18 protein-coding genes are annotated in these 23,182 nt (G+C 48.6%); 7 read left to right on the top strand and 11 right to left on the bottom strand.

Annotation, left to right across the window (positions count from 1 at the left end; all coding sequences use genetic code 11):
• Positions 1–94 precede the first annotated feature (94 nt).
• Positions 95–589 (top strand): DUF427 domain-containing protein, encoded by a 495-nt coding sequence (locus Q0986_RS21640; RefSeq protein WP_299415791.1) that lies wholly within the window; start codon positions 95–97, stop codon positions 587–589.
• 16 nt (positions 590–605) lie between these two features.
• On the opposite strand, the gene Q0986_RS21635 is transcribed toward Q0986_RS21640, so the two are convergent.
• Positions 606–1,547: an endonuclease/exonuclease/phosphatase family protein gene (locus tag Q0986_RS21635; protein WP_299415784.1), complete on the bottom strand. Its 942-nt coding sequence runs from the start codon at positions 1,545–1,547 to the stop codon at positions 606–608.
• Between the two features lie 147 nt (positions 1,548–1,694).
• Between Q0986_RS21635 and Q0986_RS21630 the strand changes: the two genes are divergently transcribed.
• The 3 genes from Q0986_RS21630 (at position 1,695) to Q0986_RS21620 (ending at position 7,182) form a co-directional block, all read left to right on the top strand.
• On the top strand, positions 1,695–2,294 hold the full coding sequence (locus tag Q0986_RS21630) for a DUF924 family protein (protein WP_299415779.1): 600 nt from the start codon (positions 1,695–1,697) through the stop codon (positions 2,292–2,294).
• Positions 2,295–2,480: 186 nt separating this feature from the next.
• Positions 2,481–4,802 (top strand): alpha/beta fold hydrolase, encoded by a 2,322-nt coding sequence (locus Q0986_RS21625; RefSeq protein ID WP_299415775.1) that lies wholly within the window; start codon positions 2,481–2,483, stop codon positions 4,800–4,802.
• Positions 4,803–5,148: 346 nt separating this feature from the next.
• On the top strand, positions 5,149–7,182 hold the full coding sequence (locus Q0986_RS21620; RefSeq protein WP_299415772.1) for a flavin-dependent dehydrogenase: 2,034 nt from the start codon (positions 5,149–5,151) through the stop codon (positions 7,180–7,182).
• Positions 7,183–7,303: 121 nt separating this feature from the next.
• Here Q0986_RS21620 and Q0986_RS21615 read toward each other — a convergent pair whose 3' ends face one another.
• Both Q0986_RS21615 and Q0986_RS21610 read right to left on the bottom strand, forming a co-directional pair.
• Positions 7,304–7,501 (bottom strand): hypothetical protein, encoded by a 198-nt coding sequence (locus tag Q0986_RS21615; RefSeq protein WP_299415768.1) that lies wholly within the window; start codon positions 7,499–7,501, stop codon positions 7,304–7,306.
• 474 nt (positions 7,502–7,975) lie between these two features.
• Positions 7,976–8,584 carry a hypothetical protein gene (locus tag Q0986_RS21610; RefSeq protein ID WP_299415764.1) on the bottom strand — a complete coding sequence of 203 codons (609 nt, stop codon included), beginning with the start codon at positions 8,582–8,584 and terminating at the stop codon, positions 7,976–7,978.
• 382 nt (positions 8,585–8,966) lie between these two features.
• Between Q0986_RS21610 and Q0986_RS21605 the strand changes: the two genes are divergently transcribed.
• Positions 8,967–10,277: an SWIM zinc finger family protein gene (locus tag Q0986_RS21605; RefSeq protein WP_299415760.1), complete on the top strand. Its 1,311-nt coding sequence runs from the start codon at positions 8,967–8,969 to the stop codon at positions 10,275–10,277.
• Positions 10,278–10,286: 9 nt separating this feature from the next.
• Positions 10,287–11,834, top strand: a complete 1,548-nt coding sequence (locus tag Q0986_RS21600; RefSeq protein ID WP_299415757.1) for a DUF5691 domain-containing protein — start codon at positions 10,287–10,289, stop codon at positions 11,832–11,834.
• Positions 11,835–11,891: 57 nt separating this feature from the next.
• Here Q0986_RS21600 and Q0986_RS21595 read toward each other — a convergent pair whose 3' ends face one another.
• The 3 genes from Q0986_RS21595 to sppA form a co-directional block, all read right to left on the bottom strand.
• Entirely contained in the window at positions 11,892–12,383 is a 492-nt protein-coding gene (locus tag Q0986_RS21595; RefSeq protein ID WP_299415753.1) for a CBS domain-containing protein, read from the bottom strand.
• A 58-nt stretch (positions 12,384–12,441) separates the two neighbouring features.
• Positions 12,442–12,864, bottom strand: a complete 423-nt coding sequence (aroH, locus tag Q0986_RS21590; protein WP_299415749.1) for a chorismate mutase — start codon at positions 12,862–12,864, stop codon at positions 12,442–12,444.
• A gap of 198 nt (positions 12,865–13,062) precedes the next feature.
• The gene (sppA, locus tag Q0986_RS21585; RefSeq protein WP_299415745.1) at positions 13,063–13,887 is read right to left on the bottom strand and encodes a signal peptide peptidase SppA; all 825 of its coding nucleotides are present in this window, start codon (positions 13,885–13,887) and stop codon (positions 13,063–13,065) included.
• A 357-nt stretch (positions 13,888–14,244) separates the two neighbouring features.
• Between sppA and Q0986_RS21580 the strand changes: the two genes are divergently transcribed.
• Positions 14,245–15,312: a DMT family transporter gene (locus Q0986_RS21580; protein WP_366918658.1), complete on the top strand. Its 1,068-nt coding sequence runs from the start codon at positions 14,245–14,247 to the stop codon at positions 15,310–15,312.
• Positions 15,313–15,325: 13 nt separating this feature from the next.
• Here the strand turns inward: Q0986_RS21580 and Q0986_RS21575 are convergent, their stop codons facing one another.
• From Q0986_RS21575 to Q0986_RS21555, 5 genes are all read right to left on the bottom strand, one after another.
• Positions 15,326–16,567, bottom strand: a complete 1,242-nt coding sequence (locus Q0986_RS21575; protein WP_299415737.1) for a uracil-xanthine permease family protein — start codon at positions 16,565–16,567, stop codon at positions 15,326–15,328.
• 110 nt (positions 16,568–16,677) lie between these two features.
• On the bottom strand, positions 16,678–17,784 hold the full coding sequence (locus tag Q0986_RS21570) for a hypothetical protein (protein ID WP_299415734.1): 1,107 nt from the start codon (positions 17,782–17,784) through the stop codon (positions 16,678–16,680).
• Between the two features lie 127 nt (positions 17,785–17,911).
• Positions 17,912–20,167: an EAL domain-containing protein gene (locus Q0986_RS21565; RefSeq protein ID WP_299415730.1), complete on the bottom strand. Its 2,256-nt coding sequence runs from the start codon at positions 20,165–20,167 to the stop codon at positions 17,912–17,914.
• 120 nt (positions 20,168–20,287) lie between these two features.
• The gene (locus Q0986_RS21560; RefSeq protein WP_299415727.1) at positions 20,288–22,615 is read right to left on the bottom strand and encodes an ATP-binding protein; all 2,328 of its coding nucleotides are present in this window, start codon (positions 22,613–22,615) and stop codon (positions 20,288–20,290) included.
• Entirely contained in the window at positions 22,609–23,028 is a 420-nt protein-coding gene (locus tag Q0986_RS21555) for a response regulator (protein WP_299415722.1), read from the bottom strand. The genes Q0986_RS21560 and Q0986_RS21555 overlap by 7 nt, the downstream gene beginning before the upstream one ends.
• Between the last annotated feature and the right edge of the window lie 154 nt (positions 23,029–23,182).

The following is a 23,182-nucleotide window of genomic DNA, read 5'->3' as shown; positions in this document are numbered from 1 at the left end:
CTTATTAACACCGCGAGAGCTTCGAAATTCACACTCCTATGAGCTGATCAGCGCTACGCTCAAGACAGACGCGTTACACAGGAACGATTGCTCCATGCCCCTAAACCGCATTGAACCTGGCCCTGGCCAAGAATCCGTTTGGGATTACCCTCGACCACCCCGCCTGGAAGATTCACCCAAACAGATTCAGGTGACGTTTAATGGGGTGATCCTGGCCGACACTCACCATGCCAAGCGCGTCCTAGAGACGAGCCATCCACCGGTGTACTATATTCCACCCACTGACATTCAAATGGCGTATTTGCAGCAAACTCGACGCTCTACTTTTTGTGAATGGAAAGGATCGGCGAGCTATTACACGGTAACGGTGGGCGATCGCACCGAGGAAAATGTTGCCTGGTTTTATACCAACCCCACGCCTCGCTTTGCGGACCTCAAAGATTATGTGGCCTTCTATCCCAGTCGGATGGACCGTTGCACCGTCGATGGTGAGGTGGTTCAAGCCCAATCTGGGGATTTCTATGGCGGCTGGGTGACACAAGATATCGTCGGTCCCTTTAAGGGCGGTGCTGGGACCTGGGGTTGGTGAGGCAAGCTACACTCACTTAAGCAGGCTCAAGAACTGTAATCACAGGTTTGTGATCGGAACCACCCGTCTGGCCAGTCCAAGTTTTTAAGACTTTAAACCCACGTGTTTCGATATGATCCAGGGGAATTTTGATATATCGGGTCTTTAGCGTCTGGTTAAAATACCAAGTTGCCCAGATCCACCGACGATGGCCTGTATTCTGCAGCTGACTCAGACGCTCAAAACGCTGAAAATGAGCAGACCAGGGGGTAGCATTAAAATCCCCCAACACCATCAATTTGCCCTCAACCGCTTGGCTTGCCTTGGCAAAGGTATCCAGCTGTTGATTGCGGATATGAAAAAATGTCTGGATCAGGGGCACTGGTGGGTGAATCCCAATCACCGTTACAATATCGTTCTCAAGTTGCAGCTTGGCGACCAGACTAAAGGTCTGCCCCCTCGTCTTCACCCCAAAGTCCTCGGTCGTGGCGTCTAAGATAGGATATTGACTCAATAGGGCATTGTTGCTACCGCTTGTTCGGTAGCTATAGGGAAAATCGAGTTGCGATCGCAGCTCAGCCATCATGGCTTGACTTACTTCTGAAAGAAATAGAATATCTGGGTCTTCACGCAAAATAGACTGTTCGATGGCCTTTGGATTGGGGTTGTCAATCCAAAGGTTGTAGGCCATCACTCGCAAGCCTTCTGGAGCAGCCCCAGAAGAGGGGAAACCCACCCAACCAAAAACAGGTGCCCCAATTAATACGAACAGGAGTGTTGCCAAACCCACACGAAGCATCTGATGCCGCAAGCGAGGGATTGATACCACTAAAGCAAGACTCACGAATGGAATCACTCCCCAATAAGGCCACAATTCAACGAGGACGGCTAAGGGCCAGCGGAATTTCAAAGGACTGTAGTAAAGCAGCACCAGCAATCCACTCAGTAGTAACAGAATGTTAGAAATCAGCTGATGCATGAATATTCAATCTCTAGAAGCGATAAAGGTAAGGGAGACGGAGGTTAGGTTAACCTGGAAACTAGGTTAGAACTCAAGGTTCTCGGTATAGCGCTTGGCGGAGTCTTTGGCCATAGCTCCTAGATTCTTTCATAGAAACTTAAATGGATGGAATCCCCTGACACAATTTGCGAGTTTTGGTTTGGGTCGAGCCAGGATGATATGGAGGTTGCCCAACAGCGCTCTAAATTCTGGTGGTCAAAGAATCCTGAGGTTGATGCCGAAATCAAAGCTCGTTTTTCTAGCTATTTGCCCAGAGTGATAAGCGGCGAACTAGAGCAATGGCGACAGACGCCATTGGGAGTACTGGCGTTGATTTTGCTGACGGATCAGTTTTCTCGCAATATGTTTCGGGGCACGGCAGAGGCGTTTGCTTATGATGCGATCGCAAGCACGCTCTGTAAACAAGGTCTTAAAAACGCCACCGATCAAACCTTACGTCCCATACAGCGGGTGTTCTTCTACCTACCTTTAGAGCATTCTGAATCCTTAGCCGACCAAGAATATTGCCTTCAACTGTTCCAACGTCTGGCCGCAGAAGCTGAACCTCTTTTAAAGGATACCTTCGAGCGCTATATTGACTTTGCAGTGCGGCATCGAGATATCATTAACCGCTTTGGTCGCTTCCCCCACCGTAACGCCATCCTTAATCGAGACTCTACTCAGGCCGAAATAGACTTCTTAAAAACGCCTGGATCATCTTTTTAAGAATTGAAAATGCTGTGTTGAGGTTGGTCATTACATAGCTTAGCCGTCGATTATTGCTCAGCAACCTTAACAACATTGCACATACTGGCATCTTCACCCATCCAAGTTAGATTGCTGAAGCATTTACAGCCCCTATGTTACGGTTAACAGTATTATTAAGTTTCTTTAAGTTAGTTCAGCAACGACATGGCTCCATATTCTGGTCAAGCAGTAGTTATTGGCGGAAGTATTTCAGGACTTCTATCAGCCCGAATTTTGGCCGATCACTTCGAACAAGTCCTGATTCTAGAAAGGGATATCACACCAGAAGATCCTGTCCCTCGCAAAGGCGTTCCTCAATCTTTTCATGGACATGTGTTGTTAGCTCAGGGGGTTAAGATCCTCGACCAACTCTTTCCTGGCTTTTGTGAACAATTAAAAGCTAGAGGCGCTGCCGAAATAGATTTGCTAGCAGATTATTTAGCTCAAACAGATGGTGATGCATGGTTACCTAGATTCCATTCGGGTATCTACACATACGGCTGTACTCGCAGTCTTATTGAAACGCTCATCAGAGAGCGCTTATGTGAATTTCCCCAGGTTCAATTTGAAGACAAACAACAAGTTCTTGGGCTTAAAGGAGATCCGAGTCGAAAAGCAGTTATAGCCGTCAACAGCCGATCTCGATCTGGACTTGATCAACAAGTACCCGCGCAACTAGTGGTTGATGCCAGTGGTAGGGGATCTAAAGCGCCTCAATGGTTACAGACCATTGGTTATGACAAACCTGAAGAAATCAAAATTGACCCTCTTTTAACCTATGGCAGTCGAGTCTATCAGGTTCCAGACAATTTTGAGCATGATTGGAAAGGGATTCTATTGGGAGCCCAAGGTGCCGACAATCCTCGCTCTGCCATTCTGGTTGCGGTTGAAGATAATCGCTGGCTGGTTACTTTTGGCGGCTATGGCGAAGTGCAACCGGCCCAAGAGGAAGAGGGCTTTCTAGATTTTGCCCGCAAATTAAGAAGTCCTGTTCTATACGAAGCCCTCATGGTGGCTAAACCGCTCACACCAATTTATCGATACAAAGGAACAGTCAACAGAAGACGTTACTTTGAAAAACTATCCCGCTGGCCTGAAAACTTCATCGTTATTGGGGATGCAGCTTGCGCCTTTAATCCTACTCACGGCAAAGGCATCACCAATGCTGCTTTATCTGCCCTCTGCCTCAACCAAACATTAGAATCCTACTCTCCTCAAACCTTGCAAGGCTTTAGCTTTAAGTTCCAAAAGCAGCTTGCTAAAGTCAATGAGGAAACCTGGAGTGAGGTTTTGGACAGGGATTCACATCTACATACTGTTCAACACAAACCCTCGTTTTTAAGCCTAAATCAACTCCTTAGACCGTATTTACTTGAAGTCTTTGGTGCAGCTCAGTCCAATCCAAAAGTTTTCCAAAAAGTCCTCGAAATATTACATCAACTCCAACCCAAAACGTCTCTATTTGAGCAAGATCTGCTGCTAGAAGTTGCCAAACAAGCCGTTATTCCAAAATCTCTACGCAAGATTACAAAAAAAGATCACACGATTCCAAAACGCCTTCACTCCAAACAAGAACTAGAACAAACTCTCCACCATCGCTATATCTATACAAATGGCATCCGTTTGCACTACGTTACCCAAGGGGAAGGGCCACTAGTTGTCTTGCTGCACGGCTTCCCAGAATTTTGGTATTCCTGGAGACACCAAATCCCTGAGTTAGCCCAAAATTTCAAAGTTGTCGCACTTGATCTGAGGGGCTATAACGACAGTGATAAGCCCAAAGACGCCAAAGCCTACCACATCACTGAGCTGATGAAAGACGTTCAAGGGGTGATCAAAGGCTTAGGGTACGACCATTGCATCCTTGCTGGCCATGACTGGGGAGGAGCCATTGCGTGGAATTTTGCCCATCGCTATCCAGAGATGGTGGAGAAATTAGTCGTGATGAATATGCCTCATCCTGCGGCCTTCAGCAAAGCCTTAACAAGCAACCCCCAGCAAATGCTCAAGAGTTGGTATATCCCCTTTTTCCAACTGCCTGTGATACCCGAACTCTTAATGCAAGCTGAAGACTACCGAGCTATCACCTCTACTTTTTCGGATGGGGTCTCGAATAAGCATGCTTTTTCACCTCAAGATATCGAAATATTTAAAGATGCGGTTGCTAAGCGAGGAGCCCTCACCGCCATGCTGAATTACTACCGCTGCAACTCTGATCTATTTCAGCAGGACTGGAAAAGGTTGGACATTCCCACCTTAATGCTTTGGGGCATAGATGATGCGGTTTTAGGCAAGGAGCTAACCTTCTCGACCAAAAACTATGTTAGCCATTTGCAAATCAAGTACCTCGAGAATTGCAGTCACTGGACTCAGCAAGAACAGCCTGAGCTTGTGAATCGCTATATGAAGAAGTTCCTCTTGTCTGAGGATGGACACAATAACGCTTCTGTCGGTAAACCTTTGGTTGCAGCAGGCTTTCCATCCTAGTTGACGACCAGAATTCAACGGTTCAAACAAGGAGCCCTGTTGCCCCACCTGATATCAATTTCACCAACGAACTACTTGGATAAGGCTTGCATTAACCTTAATAAAACTTTATATTTCTAGTTATCTCAATTCATTTTGCAAAACCGAAAGAACAAAGTATGCCAAGGGTCAAAATTAGCTTATGGTGTGGGTAGCTGTACTATTTTTTGAGTCTAGCGTCGGTCTCTAGTGGTCATTACGTTTCAATCTAATAACAGAGCATATCGTCCATGTTCTCCAGCATCTATTTACAGCACAGCTATCAGGTTTATTGCCAATAAACCGTTCCTCTCCGATACAACAGGGTATGCAAGAACTTTCCTATATTGAAATTCCCACACCGAATACTGACGCGGTTAGACTTTGGTTGCAATCTTCATATATTCCCCTTTCAGGTCAAAAGCAATCGACCCCTTCTGGTTGCCGTTTACAGTTTCAGGGGCGATCGAGTGAACTGGCGATCTTTGTATGGTCCTTGCAACGCACCACCTATCTCAAGGTGTTTCGCTGGGGTTCTGCTCCGGTGCCGCAGGAAAAAAAGTTGGTCAAAGTCCTAGAGCAGGCTCTAAGAACCCACTTTCCCTATTACTATCCCCAGCCTCCCGCCATTGATTTAGAGCAAGAGTCGATCTTTGCCGCCTTAGCCAAGGACTATCCGCGCACCGTCCAATATTTTCAACGGTTCCCCAATGGGGAATATGATCTCACCCGTGCCTACTGGTGGGAACAACGCTGGCGCGAAGGGGTCCGCCACCCACAGCAACCCCGGCAAGTGGTGTTTTCCCAGCCAGTCTCCAGTACGCCCGAGTATGATTTGGTCTATTTGGGTGGTGCCCTTGGGGTGATTCATGCTGCGGTGATGGCCCGCTTAGGCTATCGAGTGCTGCTGATTGAGCGGCTGCCCTTTGGCCGCATGAATCGGGAGTGGAATATCTCCCGCAGTGAGTTTGCCAATCTGATTGATTTGGGGCTGTTCACCCCAGCCGAATTTGAAAGTTTGATCGCCTCTGAATATGTGGATGGCTATCACAAGTTTTTTGATGCCAACAATCCATCCCAATGTAAGGCCCCTGTTCTAAAGACGCCTACGGTCCTCAATATTGCCATTGACTCAGAACGACTGCTGCGGTTATGTGGTGAAAAGCTCAGGCAAGCCGGAGGAGAAATTTGGGACCAAACCGAATTTCAGCGAGTGGATATTGGCGAGGCCGCCTGTGTACAGGCCGTTCATCTACCGAGTGGTGCGGAAAAAACGGTCACAGGACGCTTACTGGTGGACGCAATGGGAACAGCCTCTCCCATTGCTTGGCAACTGAATGGCGGTCGGTCTTTTGATAGTGTTTGTCCTACGGTAGGGGCGGTGATTTCTGGCTTAGATCGCGAAGTTTGGGATGCCCGATACGGAGATGTCCTTAATAGCCACGGCGATATTTCCCGGGGCCGTCAGTTAATTTGGGAACTATTCCCTGGCAAAGGGGATGAGCTGACCTTCTACCTATTTCATTACCATCAGGTGCATCCCGACAATCCTGGCTCTTTGCTGGAAATGTATGAGGACTTTTTTACGATTCTGCCGGAGTATCGCCGTTGCGATTTAGAGGAGCTGAATTGGATCAAGCCCACCTTTGGCTATATCCCAGGGCATTTTAGTTTGGATAGTTCAGATCGCACCATTGCCTTTGATCGACTAATTGCGATCGGAGACTCGGCCTCCTTGCAGTCACCCTTAATTTTCACTGGGTTTGGCTCCTTAGTCCGCAACCTACCCCGACTGACGGATTTACTGGATACCGCCCTTAAACACGATTTGTTGCAAGCGAAACATTTGAATCAAATTCGGGCTTATCAGAGCAATGTGGCCGTCACCTGGTTATTCTCGCGAGGGATGATGGTACCCACGGGTCAGCATTTACCCCCTGAGCGCGTGAATGCCATGCTCAATACCTTCTTTGGCATCCTAGAAGAAGAAGATCCAGAGGTGACGGAGGCCTTTATTAAGGATCGGTTTGGCTGGCTACCCCTTAATCGGCTGGCCCTGAAAGCAGCCTTTACAAATCCCGCTCTCCTCCTGTGGATTTGGGTGGTGGTGGGTTCTAAGGACTTAATCCGCTGGCTAAGTAGCTATTGGAACTTTACCGTGGATGCCTTTGGCAATGCCTTGCTGCGCGCTTGGTTCCCTCGGATGGTGCGTTGGCTACAGCCTTTGCTAGAAAAGCGGTTTCCTCAACTGTGGCTGAGTTTATTAACGCGGAGCTATGCGGTGACTTATTCCCTGGGACAAGCCCGGGTGGAGCAAGTCCTCAAGCCTCAACCTAAATCCGAACCTGCAATTGTCAAGTAGTTGTGTTCTCCAACGAGTGGGCTGTTTCACATGCGATATACGGCAACTTTACGCACGAACTGCAGTATCAATTTCACTGATTTTGATGATGTCACAGTTGATTTTATAGCAACTGGATAGATTAATTTCTTTCTTTCACAGGTAATGATGCTAGCCATAGTGTTGCACAAATGGCAAAGAACATTAGCGTTAGATCAATCGTTTTACACATTTCAGGGGGCCAAAACCCCTTTATCATTGCGAGTAATAAAGCAAATTTAAAGCCGAGATATTCTAGAACTACAATAGCAAATCCAATAACGGGAAGATGAGCTTTCATTGAGTGACTTCCAATAAAGGTTATAAATACGGTCATCCTGAATTACAATAATCTAGACAAAATTTCGACTAGTTTGTATAAGAATGGCACCAGAACTAAGAAGTTAATGTATCAATTGCTGCAGTTCAGATATAGCGAATAGTCCACACTGACCTATTCTCTGAATCGCAACTTATTGAACGTCAATGATGCTGTTTCCAAAGTTTCTAACAGCGTTATTGTGCCACTGGATACTTGAAATGGCAGTAGAGAAAATCTGCCGCCATTCATCCGTTCTTGAAATTCAGTTACCCGTATTGTGCCCTCAGTTTTCGAAATTATGACCTTTACGAATAAACTTTTAAAGGTAGAAATAGGGAATGAATAGCAACAAAATCCTTAACAATTCTGCAACCTAAACCAGAATGGAAATGCGGGAATAGAATAGGTCGCTTTTATCTCCTGCCGAACCTCTCGATTCAAGTGCTATGTGCTTCACCTTAAATCTTTAGAAATCACGATGGTCTTGATGCGATCGCTATCTCGTACTGGATCTCCATACGTCTTATCAATTTCAAAGGAAATACCCTTTTTGGGGTAGGACCACTGCCATGTATTGGTGGGTGAGCGCTTAGGATTACCGTAAGCTTCTTTGATTTGTTTGCGTGTATCTCCTAACCCGATTCCTTCCTCCGTCTTCCCTTTATAGGGGCAATTATCTTTAATGCAATTTACACGGATCTCCTTTAAAGGTAATGCCCCTTCTCGTTGTAATTGATTAACCCGTTGTTCAAACACAAATTGAAACCCTTGGGATTTATAGTTCAGGGTGATAACGTCCAATTGCCCGGATGTGCACACTCCATCTACACATTTTGATTCAGTAAACCCACGGACGTTGCGTTTATAGTTCCGTCCTAACTGAGCCGTGATTTCTCTTAGTGAAGTAGAGCGAAGGTTAATATCACCAAAGCCAACGCCAGGCTTCAGGGTTGCATTGAGATACTTACTTTGAGTTTGAATCTGGGCAACTTCATTGCATGCACTTATTAGAGGAACGCTGAGCAACGTGACAATAGAAAAGAAAGATTTAGAATATTGCATCACTAACACGGACTGCAAAGGCAGGTTAATTTGTTAGGGTTAGGATGCCCATTTTCTAACTCATACTAAATCTGCTTCATCCGCCATAATATTGTCAAACTGTTTGTCAAAATCGTTCAAATTCCCATGGTTACAGAAAGTGGCGCATCGGCGGATAGCAAAATTAGCCAAAGGACCATTCAAGCTAAGCCAACCATTTATATACAGAAAGTGGCGCATAATTTGGAATAGCCATCATCTGAAACGACGGGTTTTCTTACCTACGTGCTTTTTTTCGTTCACCCGTGGCCAATATTCTGTAGATTGTAGAGAAGTGTCCCAACCCTGCTCATATCCAATCGCAAGGGTGCTGTAACCGCTGAATTATGCCCTGCATATGACTATGAAATGGACGGTTGAGCAAGTCATTGCTCTATCTCCGGACGATAAATCCACTAAAAACGGTAAAAGTTTAGCCAACGCAAGTAAATGGCCCACCCTAGGCACTAATGAACAGGCCATTTGGGGTGAATGTCGAGGAAGTGGCAAGAAACCGTACCGAACCCAAATTGATTTGAGCGAACCCGCCTTTCTCTGTAGTTGCCCTAGTCGCAAGTTTCCCTGCAAGCATTCCCTGGCCTTATTTTTACTGTTTGCCAATCAAGCTGATTTATTTACCCCGACCGATCCGCCCGATTGGGTACAGGAATGGTTAGAGAAGCGATCGCAAACCGCATCACGGAAGCAGACTAAAGCCAAGGCCACCGCTGATCCAGAAGCCCAAGCCAAGCGGATGGCCCAGCGGGAAGCCAAAATTAGTGCAGGCTTGGCGGACTTAGACCAATGGTTACGGGATTTGATGCGTCAGGGTTTAGCCACTGCCCAAACGCAACCCTATCGCTTTTGGGAAAATGCGGCTGCTCGCATGGTTGATGCCCAAGCCCCAGGTTTAGCTCGCCGTCTACGGGATATGGCAGGCATTCCGCATACCGGCGGCAATTGGCCCTCTCGACTGCTGGCTGAATTGGGCAAGCTCTATTTATTGGTGCAAGGCTATCAACGATTGGCAATCCTACCCGAAGCAGTGCAAGCAGAAGTGCGATCGCAAATGGGTTGGACGCAAAAACAAGAGGAGCTACTCACGAACCCATCCTCTCTGGTGCTCGAAGATACCTGGTCTGTATTGGGCAAACACATCACTACCGAAGATAACTTAAATGTCCAGTGCGTCTGGCTTTGGGGATGTACCCATCAACGTCCTGCATTAATCCTCAGTTTTGGGTATCAAAATCAACCCCTCGACACCAGTTTGATGCCCGGTACGGCCGTGCCCGCCACACTCGTGTTTTATCCGGGGCTTTATCCACTGCGAGCATTGGTGAAAGAACGGCAACCCAGCGTTGACCTCCCCCCGCCCACCTTAAGCGCAGCGACCCTCTCAGCAGCAATGACCCACTATGGGGAAGCCATAGCCACCAATCCTTGGTTAAACCACTGTCCCCTGCTACTGGCAGCCGTTATTCCCCAACTGAGCGATCAAGGCTGGCGGGTCATCGACCCCCAAGGGGATCAATTACCGCTGCGGCCAGGGTTTGATGCTTGGCCACTGCTCGCCTTAAGTGGTGGACATCCTGTCATGCTGTTTGGGGAATGGGACGGTCAGACCCTCTTGCCCCTTAGCCTCTGGGCCAACAACCGCTTTATGCCCTGCTAGGAGGTCATTATGCCCACTCTCTGGGAAACCTTAATCGCCAATGCCTTGATTGGCACCGATCGTCAACCCCCACAGCTGCCAACCGGCGAGGGACCCTTACAAGCGTTGCTCAGCCAAGTGTCGTTGGAGCCAGAAGCCACACTCTTGCAATCTGCAGGCATTTTGGCGAGTTATCAACAAGCCGGGCAATGTCCGATCTCTGGGTCGGGAACGGTCCCTAGCCCCTGTTCTGCTGAAACCTTATCCCAGTGCAGTGACCGCACCCATCACCATTTACAAACGATTCTCAATGGTGAGTACAAAGCGGTCTTGCCCGAACTACTGGGTTTGATGGCCCAGGCGAAGCAGCTTGTTCCCCCAGCAGCCTTGCCCGCTTTATTAGATCAAGGGCGAGGCCAAACCGAATTACGCTCCAGGATTCAAGCCGTCATTGGCGAACGGGGTCGCTGGCTTGCCCAGCACAATTCGATGTGGGCCTACGCTGTTGGGCAACCTTTACCGCACACAGAGGCTGGGGAAATCGATCAACAGGCTGTGGAAAACTTGTGGAAAACTTCTGATCCCCCCCTCCGCATCGATCTGTTGAAAACTTTCAGAAGTCTTAAGCCTCAAGCCGCACAGGAGATGTTAAATACCACATGGAAGCAAGAAAAGGCTAAGGATAGAGCAACTTTTTTAGCGCTGCTCCACGCTAATCTCAGCTTGGCAGATGAACCCTTTCTAGAGATAGCCTTAAACGACCGCGCTCAGGATGTCCGCACCCAGGCAGGCACGTTGCTGGCTGGCTTACCTGACTCTCAATACGGTCAGCGGATGGCCGACCGGGTGACAACCTACGTTCAGTTTGAGGACAATACCGTTACCGTCCAACTCCCGAAAGAGGATGGCTCTTGGAAACAGGAGGGCCTAGAGCCTATCCCCGGCCAGTTCGGCAAGCGTGCCAGCCTCCTCAGTCAAATCGTCGCTGCGGTTCCGTTAGGGAAATGGTCCGGGGAACCCGCCTCATTGATTCGTATTGTTGAATCCCATCAGCATGGCGCTGCCGTTTTGGCAGGGTGGACCTTAGCTGCCCAACAACAAGCCCATGGGACTTGGGCACAAGCGCTAAGCCAATATTGGCTCAGCCAACCGAAAGCCGAGAGTTTGATCGAGGCTCAGTTGATTTTTGATCTACTCCCAGCCCCAGATCTGGAAACCCAGTTGGAGAACTGGTTGCAAAGCATGAAATCTGATTCTGCTGTTTGGAAAGAAGCCCTAAATCATCTCACGTCCCTAGGTCCATCCCCCAGTTTTGAATTCAGCCGCAAGATTTGGGCCTGGGTGAAAAGCGATCTCTATCCGCAGCTGACTCAGACCAAGCGTGCGTATCAGATGCGATCGCAACTCCAATCCTTAGCCCACTACCTGCATCCAGAGATCATCCATGAGGTCGATGCTTACCTCAACACCTTAGATATGGAGGTGCTGTCTAACTATCATCAAGATAGTTTGCTCAACTGGCGAGATACCCTCAATTTCCGTCAGGAAGTGTGGTCAGCGTTTGATATAGCGTTTTAAAGCGGGACATTCCCGAGCCCATCCATCAGGCTTGGGGAATGCTTTGAAATTCAGGCACTAATTCACTTCAGAATCATAGGCGACACGGGGCTTCAGGGCGCGTACCAAATCATGTCGCGTAATGATGCCCATTAAGGTTTGATCCGTGTCCACCACAGGTAAGCGGTTAATTTTCTTGTCGAGCATGATGTTGGCCGCAGTGGCTAACGGCATATCAGGCTGAGTGGTGATTGGTTTTGCAGACATTACATCCTGAACTAGCATTCCCAAGGCCTTCTGCATATGTTGGTGGAATTGCTTGGGAGACTCAAAATAAATCACACTGCCCAGCAATGTCATATACAAAGGCGGTTTCATGGGAGATTCTCTCACCAATAAATCACCTTCAGAAATAATGCCCACAACATGATGGGCTTTATCCACCACCGGTAAACCACTAATCCGATGTTCCTCTAGCAGCTTAATCACAGTCTCTAGGGAATCCGTAGGAGAAACAGCAATAGGATCTGCCGTCATAAAATCTTTAACCACAGGAGAAGAGACTGTCATTGGCTTACCTACAATGTCTGAACGGACCAAAATAAGGTCGACCGATTAACTATCGAACTTAGCGAGACGGTAGAGGTGAAGGAACCCTAGACGCTGCCAACCCCCAGTCGGGACGTAAATTCTTAGCTTCTCGTTGATAGATATGGTGAATGGATTGATTGGCGTTGGGGGTATTGAAATGAATCAAACAGCGAATACAAAAATCTAAATCGCTCTCAACATACATTTGCTGAACGTCGAGCAGAGGGACATTTTCCCAATTGGGCCGTTGACGAGCAATTGCAGCCGGAAAAATCACATCCAGATCTCGGGTAACCGAAAACGTGACGCTAATAATCTCATTCAGATCGAGGTTGTTTTCTGTCTCGATGGCGGCCATGAGGTCGTTGACTGCTTCTTGAATGGCAACCACAGAGTTTTCAGCAGCAGTCGTCGCTCCCCGAATTGCACGCACTCTCCATGACACAGAATTATCCTCCATAGCTAGATCATGCCTCAGGATTTAAGCAAACCTGCGTCATGTTAGCAAACTTGACATCTTTAGGACATTGATGGGCGTCACCACCAACCAATGATGCTTCACCTTAACTATTTATTGAAGCATTTGAAGGCTTCTTAACCTTAATTGCCGACTCCCTCAATATTACCCCCACTTCTTCCCCCTCAAATTGAGGAGAAGTCACGGCCGATAGAGCCAGAGGGGGAGGCCATTCGTGGATAGCTCAAAATCGATCCAATCCAGCATGGGTTCAGACAAAGGCAGCTTTGCTTGTTGGCTTCCCGGTACCAGCTTGCTCCAAAAGGGCTTCTGTTCTTCAATGGTTTTGCACTTGGCCTCCTCAGGATCGAGTCCAGCTAGCTCAGCGGCCCAGCGCCTAGCATCCTCTTCGGTTCCTAAACGATCCACCAAGCCTAATTCCAAGGCTTGTTGTCCCGTAAACACACGGCCATCGGCAAATTGCTTGACCGTCTCCACCTCTAAATTGCGGCCATCGGCAACCGTCTGGACAAACTGAGAATAACTGGTATCGATCAGGTCCTGGAGAATTTGTCGCTCCGGCTCTGTGAGTTCTCGATCAAAGGCCAAAATATCCTTGTAGGGTCCTGATTTAATCACCTTAAACGAAACCCCGACCTTATCGAGCAAGCGTTCTAGATTATTACCGCGTAGTATCACGCCAATGCTACCTGTGATGGTGCCTGGGTTGGCCATGATATGCTCAGCACCCATACCGATATACACCCCACCCGATGCCGAAATATTGCCAAAGCTAGCGACAATTTTCACCTTTTCTCGCAGTCGCATCAGAGCACTATAAATTTCATGGGAGTCCACCACGGTGCCGCCAGGGCTATCCACTCGCAGCAAGAGGGCTGGATAGCCTTTTTCTTCGATGGTTTTGAGGGCTTCAAGAACATGCTTGCGGGTCGCACCTGCGATCGCACCCTTCACTTCTAAACGGGCTATTTGTTTGCGGGCACCACCCTTAAACGGCCAAATCATGGGCAAGATTTATCACTGAACGTAGTCAACACTATAAAACTAGGAAGGAACTGCTGACACAAATGGGCCAGAAACGAGGGTCTTCAGCACTAGACTTCAGACAGCGCCAGCCACCAGACAACAGGCTTCCCAAAGTTTGTATTCTAGCTTGGGTCACACACCCCTGCTTACCCCAGATAACCGCCTATGGAAATTGTGCTCTCCGAAGGAGACCCCCTATAATTAGACTAAATATTACAGAAACTTTAAGCTTCTCAGCTTAGATTTACGAAATAGCCCCTTTGCAACGATCCCTTTACGATCTGCATCAATGGTTAATCGCTTATCTGCCCTTTCGCCCCACCCTTTGGATAAATGATGCCCGATAGTCTGACAGACTCCCAGCGCTTCCCAGAACGCCTTGCCTTGATTGCTCCCTTCTTCCTTTGGGGAACGGCAATGGTGGCCATGAAGGGGGTGTTAGCCCACACTACACCGCTATTTATGGGGGGAGTCCGCATTGCACCCGCTGGACTGCTGGTGATCGGGGCAGCCGCGTTGCTGGGTAAGGCGCAACCGAAGGGATGGCGAGCTTGGTTGTGGATTCTGCTGTTTGCAGGGGTCGATGTCACCCTATTCCAAGGCTTTTTGGCCTTAGGCTTGTCCCGAACATCCGCGGGACTCGGTTCGGTGATGATCGATTCTCAACCCCTAGCCGTTGCCCTGCTGGCCCTAGTTTTGTATGGGGAGCGGATTGGTCTGTGGGGGTGGCTGGGACTGGGTATTGGCATCAGCGGCATTAGCTGTATTGGCTTACCGGATGCCTGGATTTTGCAGCTGGGGACGGGGGCATGGCTACAACAAGATTGGCAAGAAATTTTGACCTGGCAGTCCTTGAGCCAAGTTAGCCAGAGTGGCGAATTTCTGATGCTGCTGGCGGCCTTGTCAATGGCGGTGGGAACAGTCATGATTCGTCAAGTCTGCCGTTATGCCGACCCCATTAGTGCAACCGGCTGGCATATGCTGCTAGGGGGATTGCCGCTGTTTATGGGATCTGGTATCTGGGAATCTGAGCAGTGGGTTCATCTATCCCCTTCAGATTGGCTCTCCATTGCCTATGCCGCTATCTTCGGTAGCGCTGTTGCCTATGGTTTATTCTTCTATTTTGCGTCTAAGGGGAACTTGACTAGCCTCAGCTCTTTGACGTTTTTGACGCCTGTTTTTGCCCTGATCTTTGGCAATTTGTTTCTATCGGAGGTGCTGAGTCAGGTGCAAACCTTTGGGGTTTGTCTGACCCTCCTTAGTATTTACTTCGTCAATCAAAGAGAGCAACTACCGAAGCCAGGAGAGTTGTTTGCCACACTCGAGCGGTATTGGCTGGGCACGGAAAAATCCGAAGTGGCTGAAATTCCGGTCCGCGTTGATGCGAAAAGCAATGCTAAATAACTCACTCAATCACTTAGGGTTTGGCATGGGGTAAGAGTCCATTCAACATGACCCCCACTAAGCTGGAGAGTCCAATTCCCTCCAAGGTTAGGGGGCCAAGGGTGAGACTCATATTGCCAACCCCAAGCACCAAAATCACGCCGACAACCACCATATTGCGAGAGTGCAGGAGGTTACTGCCTGATTGCACCAGACTATTCATGCCCACGACGATGATGGTTCCAAACAGCACGATCAGTACTCCGCCCATCACGGGCGGCGGAATGGTTTTGAGCAAGGCTCCCAGCTTGCCGGAGAAGGATAGCAAGATGGCAATCAGCGCCGCCCAGGTCATAATGCCAGGATTATAGGTTCGAGTTAAGGCAACGGCTCCCGTGACTTCCGAGTAAGTGGTATTGGGCGGACCGCCTAATAAAGCGGCGATCGAGGTGGCCAGGCCATCCCCTAACAGGGTGCGGTGCAGCCCAGGATCGCGGAGAAAGGATTTCCCCGTGACCGTGCTGATCACTAAAATATCGCCGATATGTTCAATGGCCGGGACGATCGCAACGGGGATAAAAAATGCGATCGCAGGCCAATGCAGGCTTGGTGTTGTAAACGGTGGCACCATCCACCAGGGTGCTGCTAGGACAGGAGCAAAATCCACGACTCTAAGGATCAACGCTCCAGCATAGCCAATGGCGATTCCCAGCAAGATTGGCACAAGTTGTAACCGTCCCCGCGCCAGTAGAGCCACCATCGTTGTCCCCAAGGACAGAGCCGCTAAAAACTGGGCCATTGCCACACTATAGGTCGGTCCTGCCTCAGACGCCATTTGAATGGCAACGGGTGCAAGGGAGAGGCCAATCACCATAATCACAGGTCCCGTGACGATGGGAGGCAGGAAGCGCAATAGGGTGTCAGGGCCTTGCCAGGCCACCAGCCCACTCAAGAGGATGTAGAGTAGGCCAGCAGCCATTAATCCTGATAACGTCGCGGACAACCCAAATTTTTCAATGCCAGCCGTAATCGGGGCAATAAAGGCAAAGGAAGATGCCAGAAACACAGGTACCTTTCCCTTCGTAATTAATTGAAAGATCAGCGTGCCGATTCCTGCTGTAAATAAGGCCACATTCGGATTGAGTCCCGTCAGGATAGGGACCAATACCAAAGCGCCAAAGGCAATAAACAGCATTTGTGCACCCAGGAGCGCATCCTTGAGCCGTAGGGAATAGCTTGAGGAGGGTTCAGCAGGGCGAATCTTTAAGGGATTCATGTATAGAAAGATACGGTAGAGATCCAGATATTTTCTGTGTCCTTCGTATCACTAACCTGAGGCTCGATCGAGTTTAGTCCAGGTTATCTTCATAGTTTCAAGTCTTGTCGCTAAACGACCTTGGTAATCAGCAGCGCCTGCTGATGAATCGCGAGTAGTTGTTGGTGCAGGCTCTGCAATTGCTGAGACCGATGCTGAGTCATCTGAGTTTCAAAGTCCAAGTGATCCAGCTGATTTTCTAAGGTTACCAGTTGAACTTGCAGGGGGGCTAAGGCTACTTCAATCTGATCGATTACCGCTGCTAGAGAGAGTGCGCCCAGCCTTAAGGGTTGTTTCCGAGTCATTTCTGTTTGCAGCTGGGTGAGCTGAGTTTGCCAGTGCTGGAGGTTTTTTTGCAGAAGGGGTTGGCCGTCACGGCGCAGCTGCAACTGTGCTGACCATTCTGCTTGTTTGAGGGTCATCTGATGATACAGATCGGAGATTTGATCTTGGAGGAGGCGAGCCTGTTCGCTCGATAAGACCACTGAGCCCGGCTGGGGAAAGGGGGCTATCTGGGGGGCTAAGGACTGAACCTGAGCTTGCAGAGCAGACAAATCAGTCAACCAAGTTTGTCGCAATTCTGCACGAGCTGCATCCCAGCCAGAAGAGGCAGGCTGTTGGGCCAATTGGTGTCGAATCGTCGCTTTGAGTTCGGCCAATGGGGGCGGCGTTAAAGCAGAACGATTATGCAAATCTTGGATCAAAATCGTCAAACTCTGACCACATTGCAAGGCTTGGGTTTGGAGTGTATTCATCATGGCCTGCAAGTCTGTTAAGGGCAGTGGGTCAGCATTCTCTCCTGTCTCCTCTAGGGCTGCAACCTGATCGGTCAGGGCCGCTAAGTCTCGTTGAAGATCCTTGAGATCTGCTGGATGCCCCTCTTGAACCCGCTCAAGCAGTTGATACTGGATGCTCTGTAGATCCTTTTGCAGATACAGCTGGATTTTGGCCACTCTCAGGGCAGCATAGTGACCCGATAGCTGATCTAGCTGCTGACGATTGCGTAAATTAAGCAGAATCGACAAGCTGAGGGGAGCAGCGACTAGCCCCACCTTTTGAGTGGCAATTGTGGCAATTGCCCCCATCAATACCATTACAGTTGCGAGAGGCTCGACCCCCTGAAGCCAATCCTTTTTTCGTAGCGCTGGCTCTATAGCGTCCTTCGAGATGCTTGCCATGACTGCTCAGTCCTATCGATCGGCGTTGATGCTGGGAATTTTTGCTACTCAACCTTGACGGTTTCTCTATTGTCAGCATTCTCAACCAGAAATAGAGAAAGTCTTTACAGGAATTTAATTGTCCTCATCAGGGCATAGACCGAGTGATCGGGGGAGGAGTAGATAACGGTGACGCATCAGGGGCCTGCGGTGGTTCAAACCACTGCTGATTGGCGGTTAAGTACTCCTCAAGCTGTTGCCGATTGACTGGCGGCGAGAACAAATACCCTTGCCCATATTCACAGCCTAAATGGATCAGGTGTGTAGCCTCTGCCTCCGTTTCAATCCCTTCTGCGATCACATTCATGTTTAAGGTGCGTGCGAGGGAAATGATGGTGTTCACAATTTCGGTATCTTTCGGGTTGGCCATCATCCGGCTGACGAAGGAGCGATCAATTTTTAAGGTATCTAAGGGGAATCGGTACAAGTAGCTGAGCGAGGAGTAGCCTGTCCCAAAGTCGTCTAGGCTAATTTGAATCTTGCGATCGCGCAGTTGCCGCAACGTTGTAATATGCTTTTCCTCATGAGCCATCAGCATACTTTCGGTCAACTCTAATTTTAAATAACTTCCATCTAAACCGGACTGAGTCAATATCTGGTCTACATCATGGATAAAATTAGGCTCTTGTAATTGTTCACTCGCTAAGTTGACGCTCACTCTAAGGGTGGAGGCGGAGGGGAATTGCTGCTGCAAATACCGGAGCTGGATACAGGCTTCTTGGAGAACCCACTTGCCTATCTCGATAATTAACCCTGTATCTTCAGCAATGGGAATAAACTCCGAAGGCATGACTAATCCCCGTTCTGGGTGCTGCCAACGAACGAGTACTTCAACATCCGTTAACTGTCCAGCTTTCAGCGCAATAATCGGTTGGTAGTACAGCACTAACTCTTGACGGTCTACCGCAGAGCGCAGATCGCGCTCTAATTGCAGCAAGCTCAGGGTCTGGGCATGCATCTCTGGGCTAAAGATGACAAAACAGCCCTTACCTAAGGCTTTGGCTCGATACATGGCAATATCGGCATCCCGCAAAAGCAAGGTGGCATCTGTATATTGTTCGTGGCTGGAGGTAATCCCAATGCTCGCCCCCGTAAAGACGCTATGATCACCTACCTGAAAAGGAGATGTTAAGGTCTCTAAGATCCGTTCTGCCACTTGAGTGGCATCCTCAATCCCTTGGGTCCCATCCAATAAAATGGTGAATTCATCGCCCCCTAGACGGGCAACGGTATCTGCCGATCGGACACAATGTTCTAGCAGATTTGCGATCGCAACCAGCAGTTGGTCTCCCACCGTATGGCCCAAGCTGTCATTAATAATCTTGAACCGATCCAAATCAATAAACAGGAGGGCAAACTGGTAATTCGGAACCCGGCACTGACGCTTCAGGGACTGGGAAATGCGTTCCATCAGCAGGTTGCGATTCGGCAGTCCGGTTAATTCGTCATGGAATGCATCATAAAGCAACTGGGCCTGAGCCCGCTTTTGTTCCGTAATGTCGTAAATAATGCCATCTAATCGAATCGGGATTTCCTGGACATCGGTGATGACATGGCCTCGATTTTTTAGCCATCGAATTTCACCGTCTGGTCGCAAAATTCGATACTCAATACTTAAATGGCCTGCCGCCAATAAATGCTCAAAAAAGTGCAAAACTTGGTGACGATCCGCAGGGTGCACCACTTCTGACCATAAATCAGGGTTATTTAAAAATGAGGTCACCGCATAACCATGTACTTTCTCAGCGGCAGGATTTAAGTACAGGAGCTGAAACCCGTCAACGGCAGCCGACCAAACCACATCATCAAGAGAGTTGAGAATACTTTCTAACCGCTGTTCACTATCCTGCAGTTTCTGCTGCATGGATTGACGCTCATTCATTTGGGCATGCAACTGGGCATTCACCGCTCGCAGCGTTCTATTTTGGTCTAGAAGCTGTTCATCTTGCAGGTAACTCTGCAACGCGGCTTTCACCGTCAAGCCCAGATCCGTTTCATCCCAAGGCTTGGCAATATAGCGGTATAGGTTTGCTGCATTAATGGCATGGATAACCGCCTCTAAATTGGCGTCGCCCGTCAGCAGGATTTTTCGGGTTTTCGGATATTGAATCTGTAAGTAGCTGAGTAGAGAATCCCCCCCCATATCCGGCAGATTCTGGTCACAAATGACTAAGGGAATCGAAATCTGATCGGCTTCTAATTCTGAAAATAGCTCTAGCGCCTCTCCGCCACTTTCAGCCACCTCAATCTCATAGGTGCTTTTAATAATCCGCTGGAGTTGATACCGCAGACTACTTAAGATCAATCGATCATCATCAATACAAATAATGGTGCCTTTACTCACAGCTGTTTCACTACGCGTCCTGGGATGAAATGCAACACCTTTCCCTGCATGGTAGTGGGGAGTATTAATCTCAATAACGACTGGAACATGGCGAGGGGCAATGTATAGACAGGTTGGTTTTTATGCGGTTGCAATGGGTAACCAAACCTCAAACTTAGTATGCCCGGCTTGACTTTGGCATTCGACCCGCCCCTGATGCTTCTCGACAATCTTGCGGACAATATCTAGTCCCAAACCACTGCCTTCACCCACAGGCTTGGTGGTGAAAAAAGGGTCAAAAATCTTAGCTCGAAGGTCTTCAGGAATACCACAGCCTGAATCGGTAAAATGAACCACTATATGATCCTGATCGCGTTGAATGCCAATCTCAATCTGCCCATTGTAATCCATCGCCTGCATGGCATTATGCAGTAAATTGGTCCACACCTGAGCGAGTTCTTCTGGATAGCAAAGAATATCTGGTACCGATTCAAAGACTTTCGTCACTTCTATGCCTTGTTTAAGCTGATTATGGTAGAGGGTTAGCACCGTTTCCACCGTATCGGGGATTGCCGCTTTGACCTTCTTGTTGTTGAGATCTTGGCGGGCATAACTCTTGAGGGCAAATACAATTTTGGCAGCTCGTCCCACGGCTAACCGGATATTCTGAGTATTGTTATAAACCACCGTCAGATCATAGGCAACCTCCAAAACATCCGTATTATTGGGCAATTGCAATACAGGTAAAAAAGGCTCTAATGGAGGGAAGATTCCCATTTTACTGAGGGTCCCAGCTAACTCAATTTCAGACGCTATTTCCCATTCCTTTAACGCCTTTTTTAGGGTTCGCCTTAATTGCCGTTCTTCCCGAGATGTTAAGAGTTCTTGTGACTGTTGGGCAACATTAAGCAATTGAAAAAAAGCTTCTGATTCCTGTTGATTGAGCTGTTGTAATAGCTGAGGTAATCGCTGCAAAGACTGTTCGAGGGATGACGCAATATTTTCCCCGGCTGCTTGAATCGCGCCTAAGGGGGTATTAATTTCATGGGCCACGCCTGCGGTCAGTTGCCCCAGGGCCACCATTTTTTCGGACTGAATCAGTTCCTGCGATCGCTGTTGAACTTGCTGTTCCAACGTTCGATTGTATTCTGCTAATTTCTGTTCATTGTCTTGCAGGGCATTCACCATCACCTGCTTTTCTTGCAAAGAATGACGGAGATCATCGACCATATGATTAAAGGAGCGGGCCAGTTCCCCCAGTTCATCGGATCGGTTTAGCGCCACGTTTTGATCCAGATCGCCCGCTGAAATGGCCGTCGCCGCTTGATTGATTTTGAGAATCGGCCGAGTCACCCAACGGGCTGTGGCAATCCCAATTAAGATGGCGATCAACAACGCAGCAACGGATAGCCCAATCGTGGACCGGGTATTGGCATAGATTTGCTCCATAAAGTCGGCTTCAGGAACCACCACCACACTTAGCCAGTCCAAACCATGCTGATCGCGCAAGGGGCTGACTTGAATAAAAAATCGCTGTCCCTGAATCTCGACATCGAGCTGTTGGGGATGGGTAATCTCTGGTAAATTGCCAAAGCGATCCAGCAAGGCTTGAGTGGTTGATCGGGTGATGGCATCTTGGCTGTCCAGGGCAGATAGGCGTTGAGGCCCCTGTGCTGATGGGGTAAAGGGTTGCTCAGCCGTAGAGGTTGCCACTAATAATCCCGAACGCTCTAGAATAAAACTTTTCCCCGTTTTGCCAATTTTGAGGTTGCGTAGGAAGTCACTAAACTGGGCAATCGTCAAATCGGTGGCGATGATGCCTTGAAATTGGCCGGTTAGATCGTAATAGGGCTGCCCCAGGGTAATGGCCAAAGTGGGGGGATTGACCCAAGCATAAATGTCTGTCCAGGCGGGTTGATTGGCCTTTTCAGGAACGGTATACCAAGGTCGCTCATGGGGTACAAAATTGGGGGATGTTTCTAGTAACCGTCCCCTTTGCCCCTGTTGCTGAAGGGAATAGGTCTGCAAATTACCTGTAAATTCTGTGACCTGATAGGTGAAGGTGCCATCATCATTTGCAGCTAGCCCCACAAACTCTCCTTGAGGAGTGCCAAACTGAATATAGCTGACCCGATCAAAGACTTGAATTTGCCGCCAAAAATGGCGTTCCATACTCTTCAAATCATTCACTTGCAGCTGTCCCAGCTCTAAGGCATGTTGGTTCAGCTGGTTGACGGCATGGGGCGCAGCCAGATAGGTTTGGGTACGCTCAGCAATGCGATCTTCAACTTCTACGGTAATTTTTTGGGCCAATTCCTCAATAGACGCTTGACCATTCCGAAACGATAAATAGCCCACTAGCCCCACAGCCCCACAGACCTGTAAGACAAAGGGAACAATCAGAATGGTCCTCAGTTTCTGTCGTCGGGCAAACTTGCCTGGATAGGAGCGGAGGAACTGAATCAACATTCGTGAGTATCACCCACCGTTAAGGTTTCTAACCCCGACCGAATGACCTGTATGAGTTCTTCTTCGTTCCAGGGTTTAGCGAGATAAGCGTGAAGCTGCATGTTTTGATGAATGCGATCGACCGCAGATTCATCGGCTTGGCCGGAGAGGAGGACCGTCACAATTTCAGGAAATCGCTGATTTAACTCAATCAGAAATTCATCGCCCTTAATCCCTGGCATCAGCCAATCAGAAATAATCACCAATATCTTGATCTCATCTTCCTTGAGTTCATCGATGACTTCCCAGGCTTCTTCTACACTCTCAGCAATTTCGCATAAATGTTGATCCCCAAAGTACTTACCAATTTGATCTCGTAGACTTCGTAAAATAACAGACTCATCATCAACACAGAGGATTGCCGAATTTGCCATGGATTTATTCCACCAAAGGTCTGAATGGATATCGTCTGATTTGAAGTCTTAAGCGCTGCTTCAAGGAATAGCCTAGCCAGCTCAATTGCCCCAAGCTCCGGGCAAACCATCAAATCAGGAGTTATAAACGCTATGAGTTAGATTGCGATCTCAA

Origin of the sequence: Acaryochloris sp. IP29b_bin.148, from assembly GCF_028285565.1 — a bacterium.
Taxonomy (GTDB): Bacteria; Cyanobacteriota; Cyanobacteriia; order Thermosynechococcales; family Thermosynechococcaceae; genus Acaryochloris.
The sequence above is the reverse complement of the archived record's forward strand: the minus strand, read 5'-3'. Positions and strand labels throughout refer to the sequence as shown.

What these genes read in the sequence shown, in the direction of transcription:
- Q0986_RS21640 (WP_299415791.1), top strand. Translation starts at nt 95, where the DNA reads ATGCCCCTAAACCGCATTGAACCTGGCCCTGGCCAAGAATCCGTTTGG.
- Q0986_RS21635 (WP_299415784.1), bottom strand. Translation starts at nt 1,547, where the DNA reads ATGCATCAGCTGATTTCTAACATTCTGTTACTACTGAGTGGATTGCTG.
- Q0986_RS21630 (WP_299415779.1), top strand. Translation starts at nt 1,695, where the DNA reads ATGGAATCCCCTGACACAATTTGCGAGTTTTGGTTTGGGTCGAGCCAG.
- Q0986_RS21625 (WP_299415775.1), top strand. Translation starts at nt 2,481, where the DNA reads ATGGCTCCATATTCTGGTCAAGCAGTAGTTATTGGCGGAAGTATTTCA.
- Q0986_RS21620 (WP_299415772.1), top strand. Translation starts at nt 5,149, where the DNA reads ATGCAAGAACTTTCCTATATTGAAATTCCCACACCGAATACTGACGCG.
- Q0986_RS21615 (WP_299415768.1), bottom strand. Translation starts at nt 7,501, where the DNA reads ATGAAAGCTCATCTTCCCGTTATTGGATTTGCTATTGTAGTTCTAGAA.
- Q0986_RS21610 (WP_299415764.1), bottom strand. Translation starts at nt 8,584, where the DNA reads ATGCAATATTCTAAATCTTTCTTTTCTATTGTCACGTTGCTCAGCGTT.
- Q0986_RS21605 (WP_299415760.1), top strand. Translation starts at nt 8,967, where the DNA reads ATGAAATGGACGGTTGAGCAAGTCATTGCTCTATCTCCGGACGATAAA.
- Q0986_RS21600 (WP_299415757.1), top strand. Translation starts at nt 10,287, where the DNA reads ATGCCCACTCTCTGGGAAACCTTAATCGCCAATGCCTTGATTGGCACC.
- Q0986_RS21595 (WP_299415753.1), bottom strand. Translation starts at nt 12,383, where the DNA reads ATGACAGTCTCTTCTCCTGTGGTTAAAGATTTTATGACGGCAGATCCT.
- aroH (WP_299415749.1), bottom strand. Translation starts at nt 12,864, where the DNA reads ATGGAGGATAATTCTGTGTCATGGAGAGTGCGTGCAATTCGGGGAGCG.
- sppA (WP_299415745.1), bottom strand. Translation starts at nt 13,887, where the DNA reads ATGATTTGGCCGTTTAAGGGTGGTGCCCGCAAACAAATAGCCCGTTTA.
- Q0986_RS21580 (WP_366918658.1), top strand. Translation starts at nt 14,245, where the DNA reads ATGCCCGATAGTCTGACAGACTCCCAGCGCTTCCCAGAACGCCTTGCC.
- Q0986_RS21575 (WP_299415737.1), bottom strand. Translation starts at nt 16,567, where the DNA reads ATGAATCCCTTAAAGATTCGCCCTGCTGAACCCTCCTCAAGCTATTCC.
- Q0986_RS21570 (WP_299415734.1), bottom strand. Translation starts at nt 17,784, where the DNA reads ATGGCAAGCATCTCGAAGGACGCTATAGAGCCAGCGCTACGAAAAAAG.
- Q0986_RS21560 (WP_299415727.1), bottom strand. Translation starts at nt 22,615, where the DNA reads ATGTTGATTCAGTTCCTCCGCTCCTATCCAGGCAAGTTTGCCCGACGA.
- Q0986_RS21555 (WP_299415722.1), bottom strand. Translation starts at nt 23,028, where the DNA reads ATGGCAAATTCGGCAATCCTCTGTGTTGATGATGAGTCTGTTATTTTA.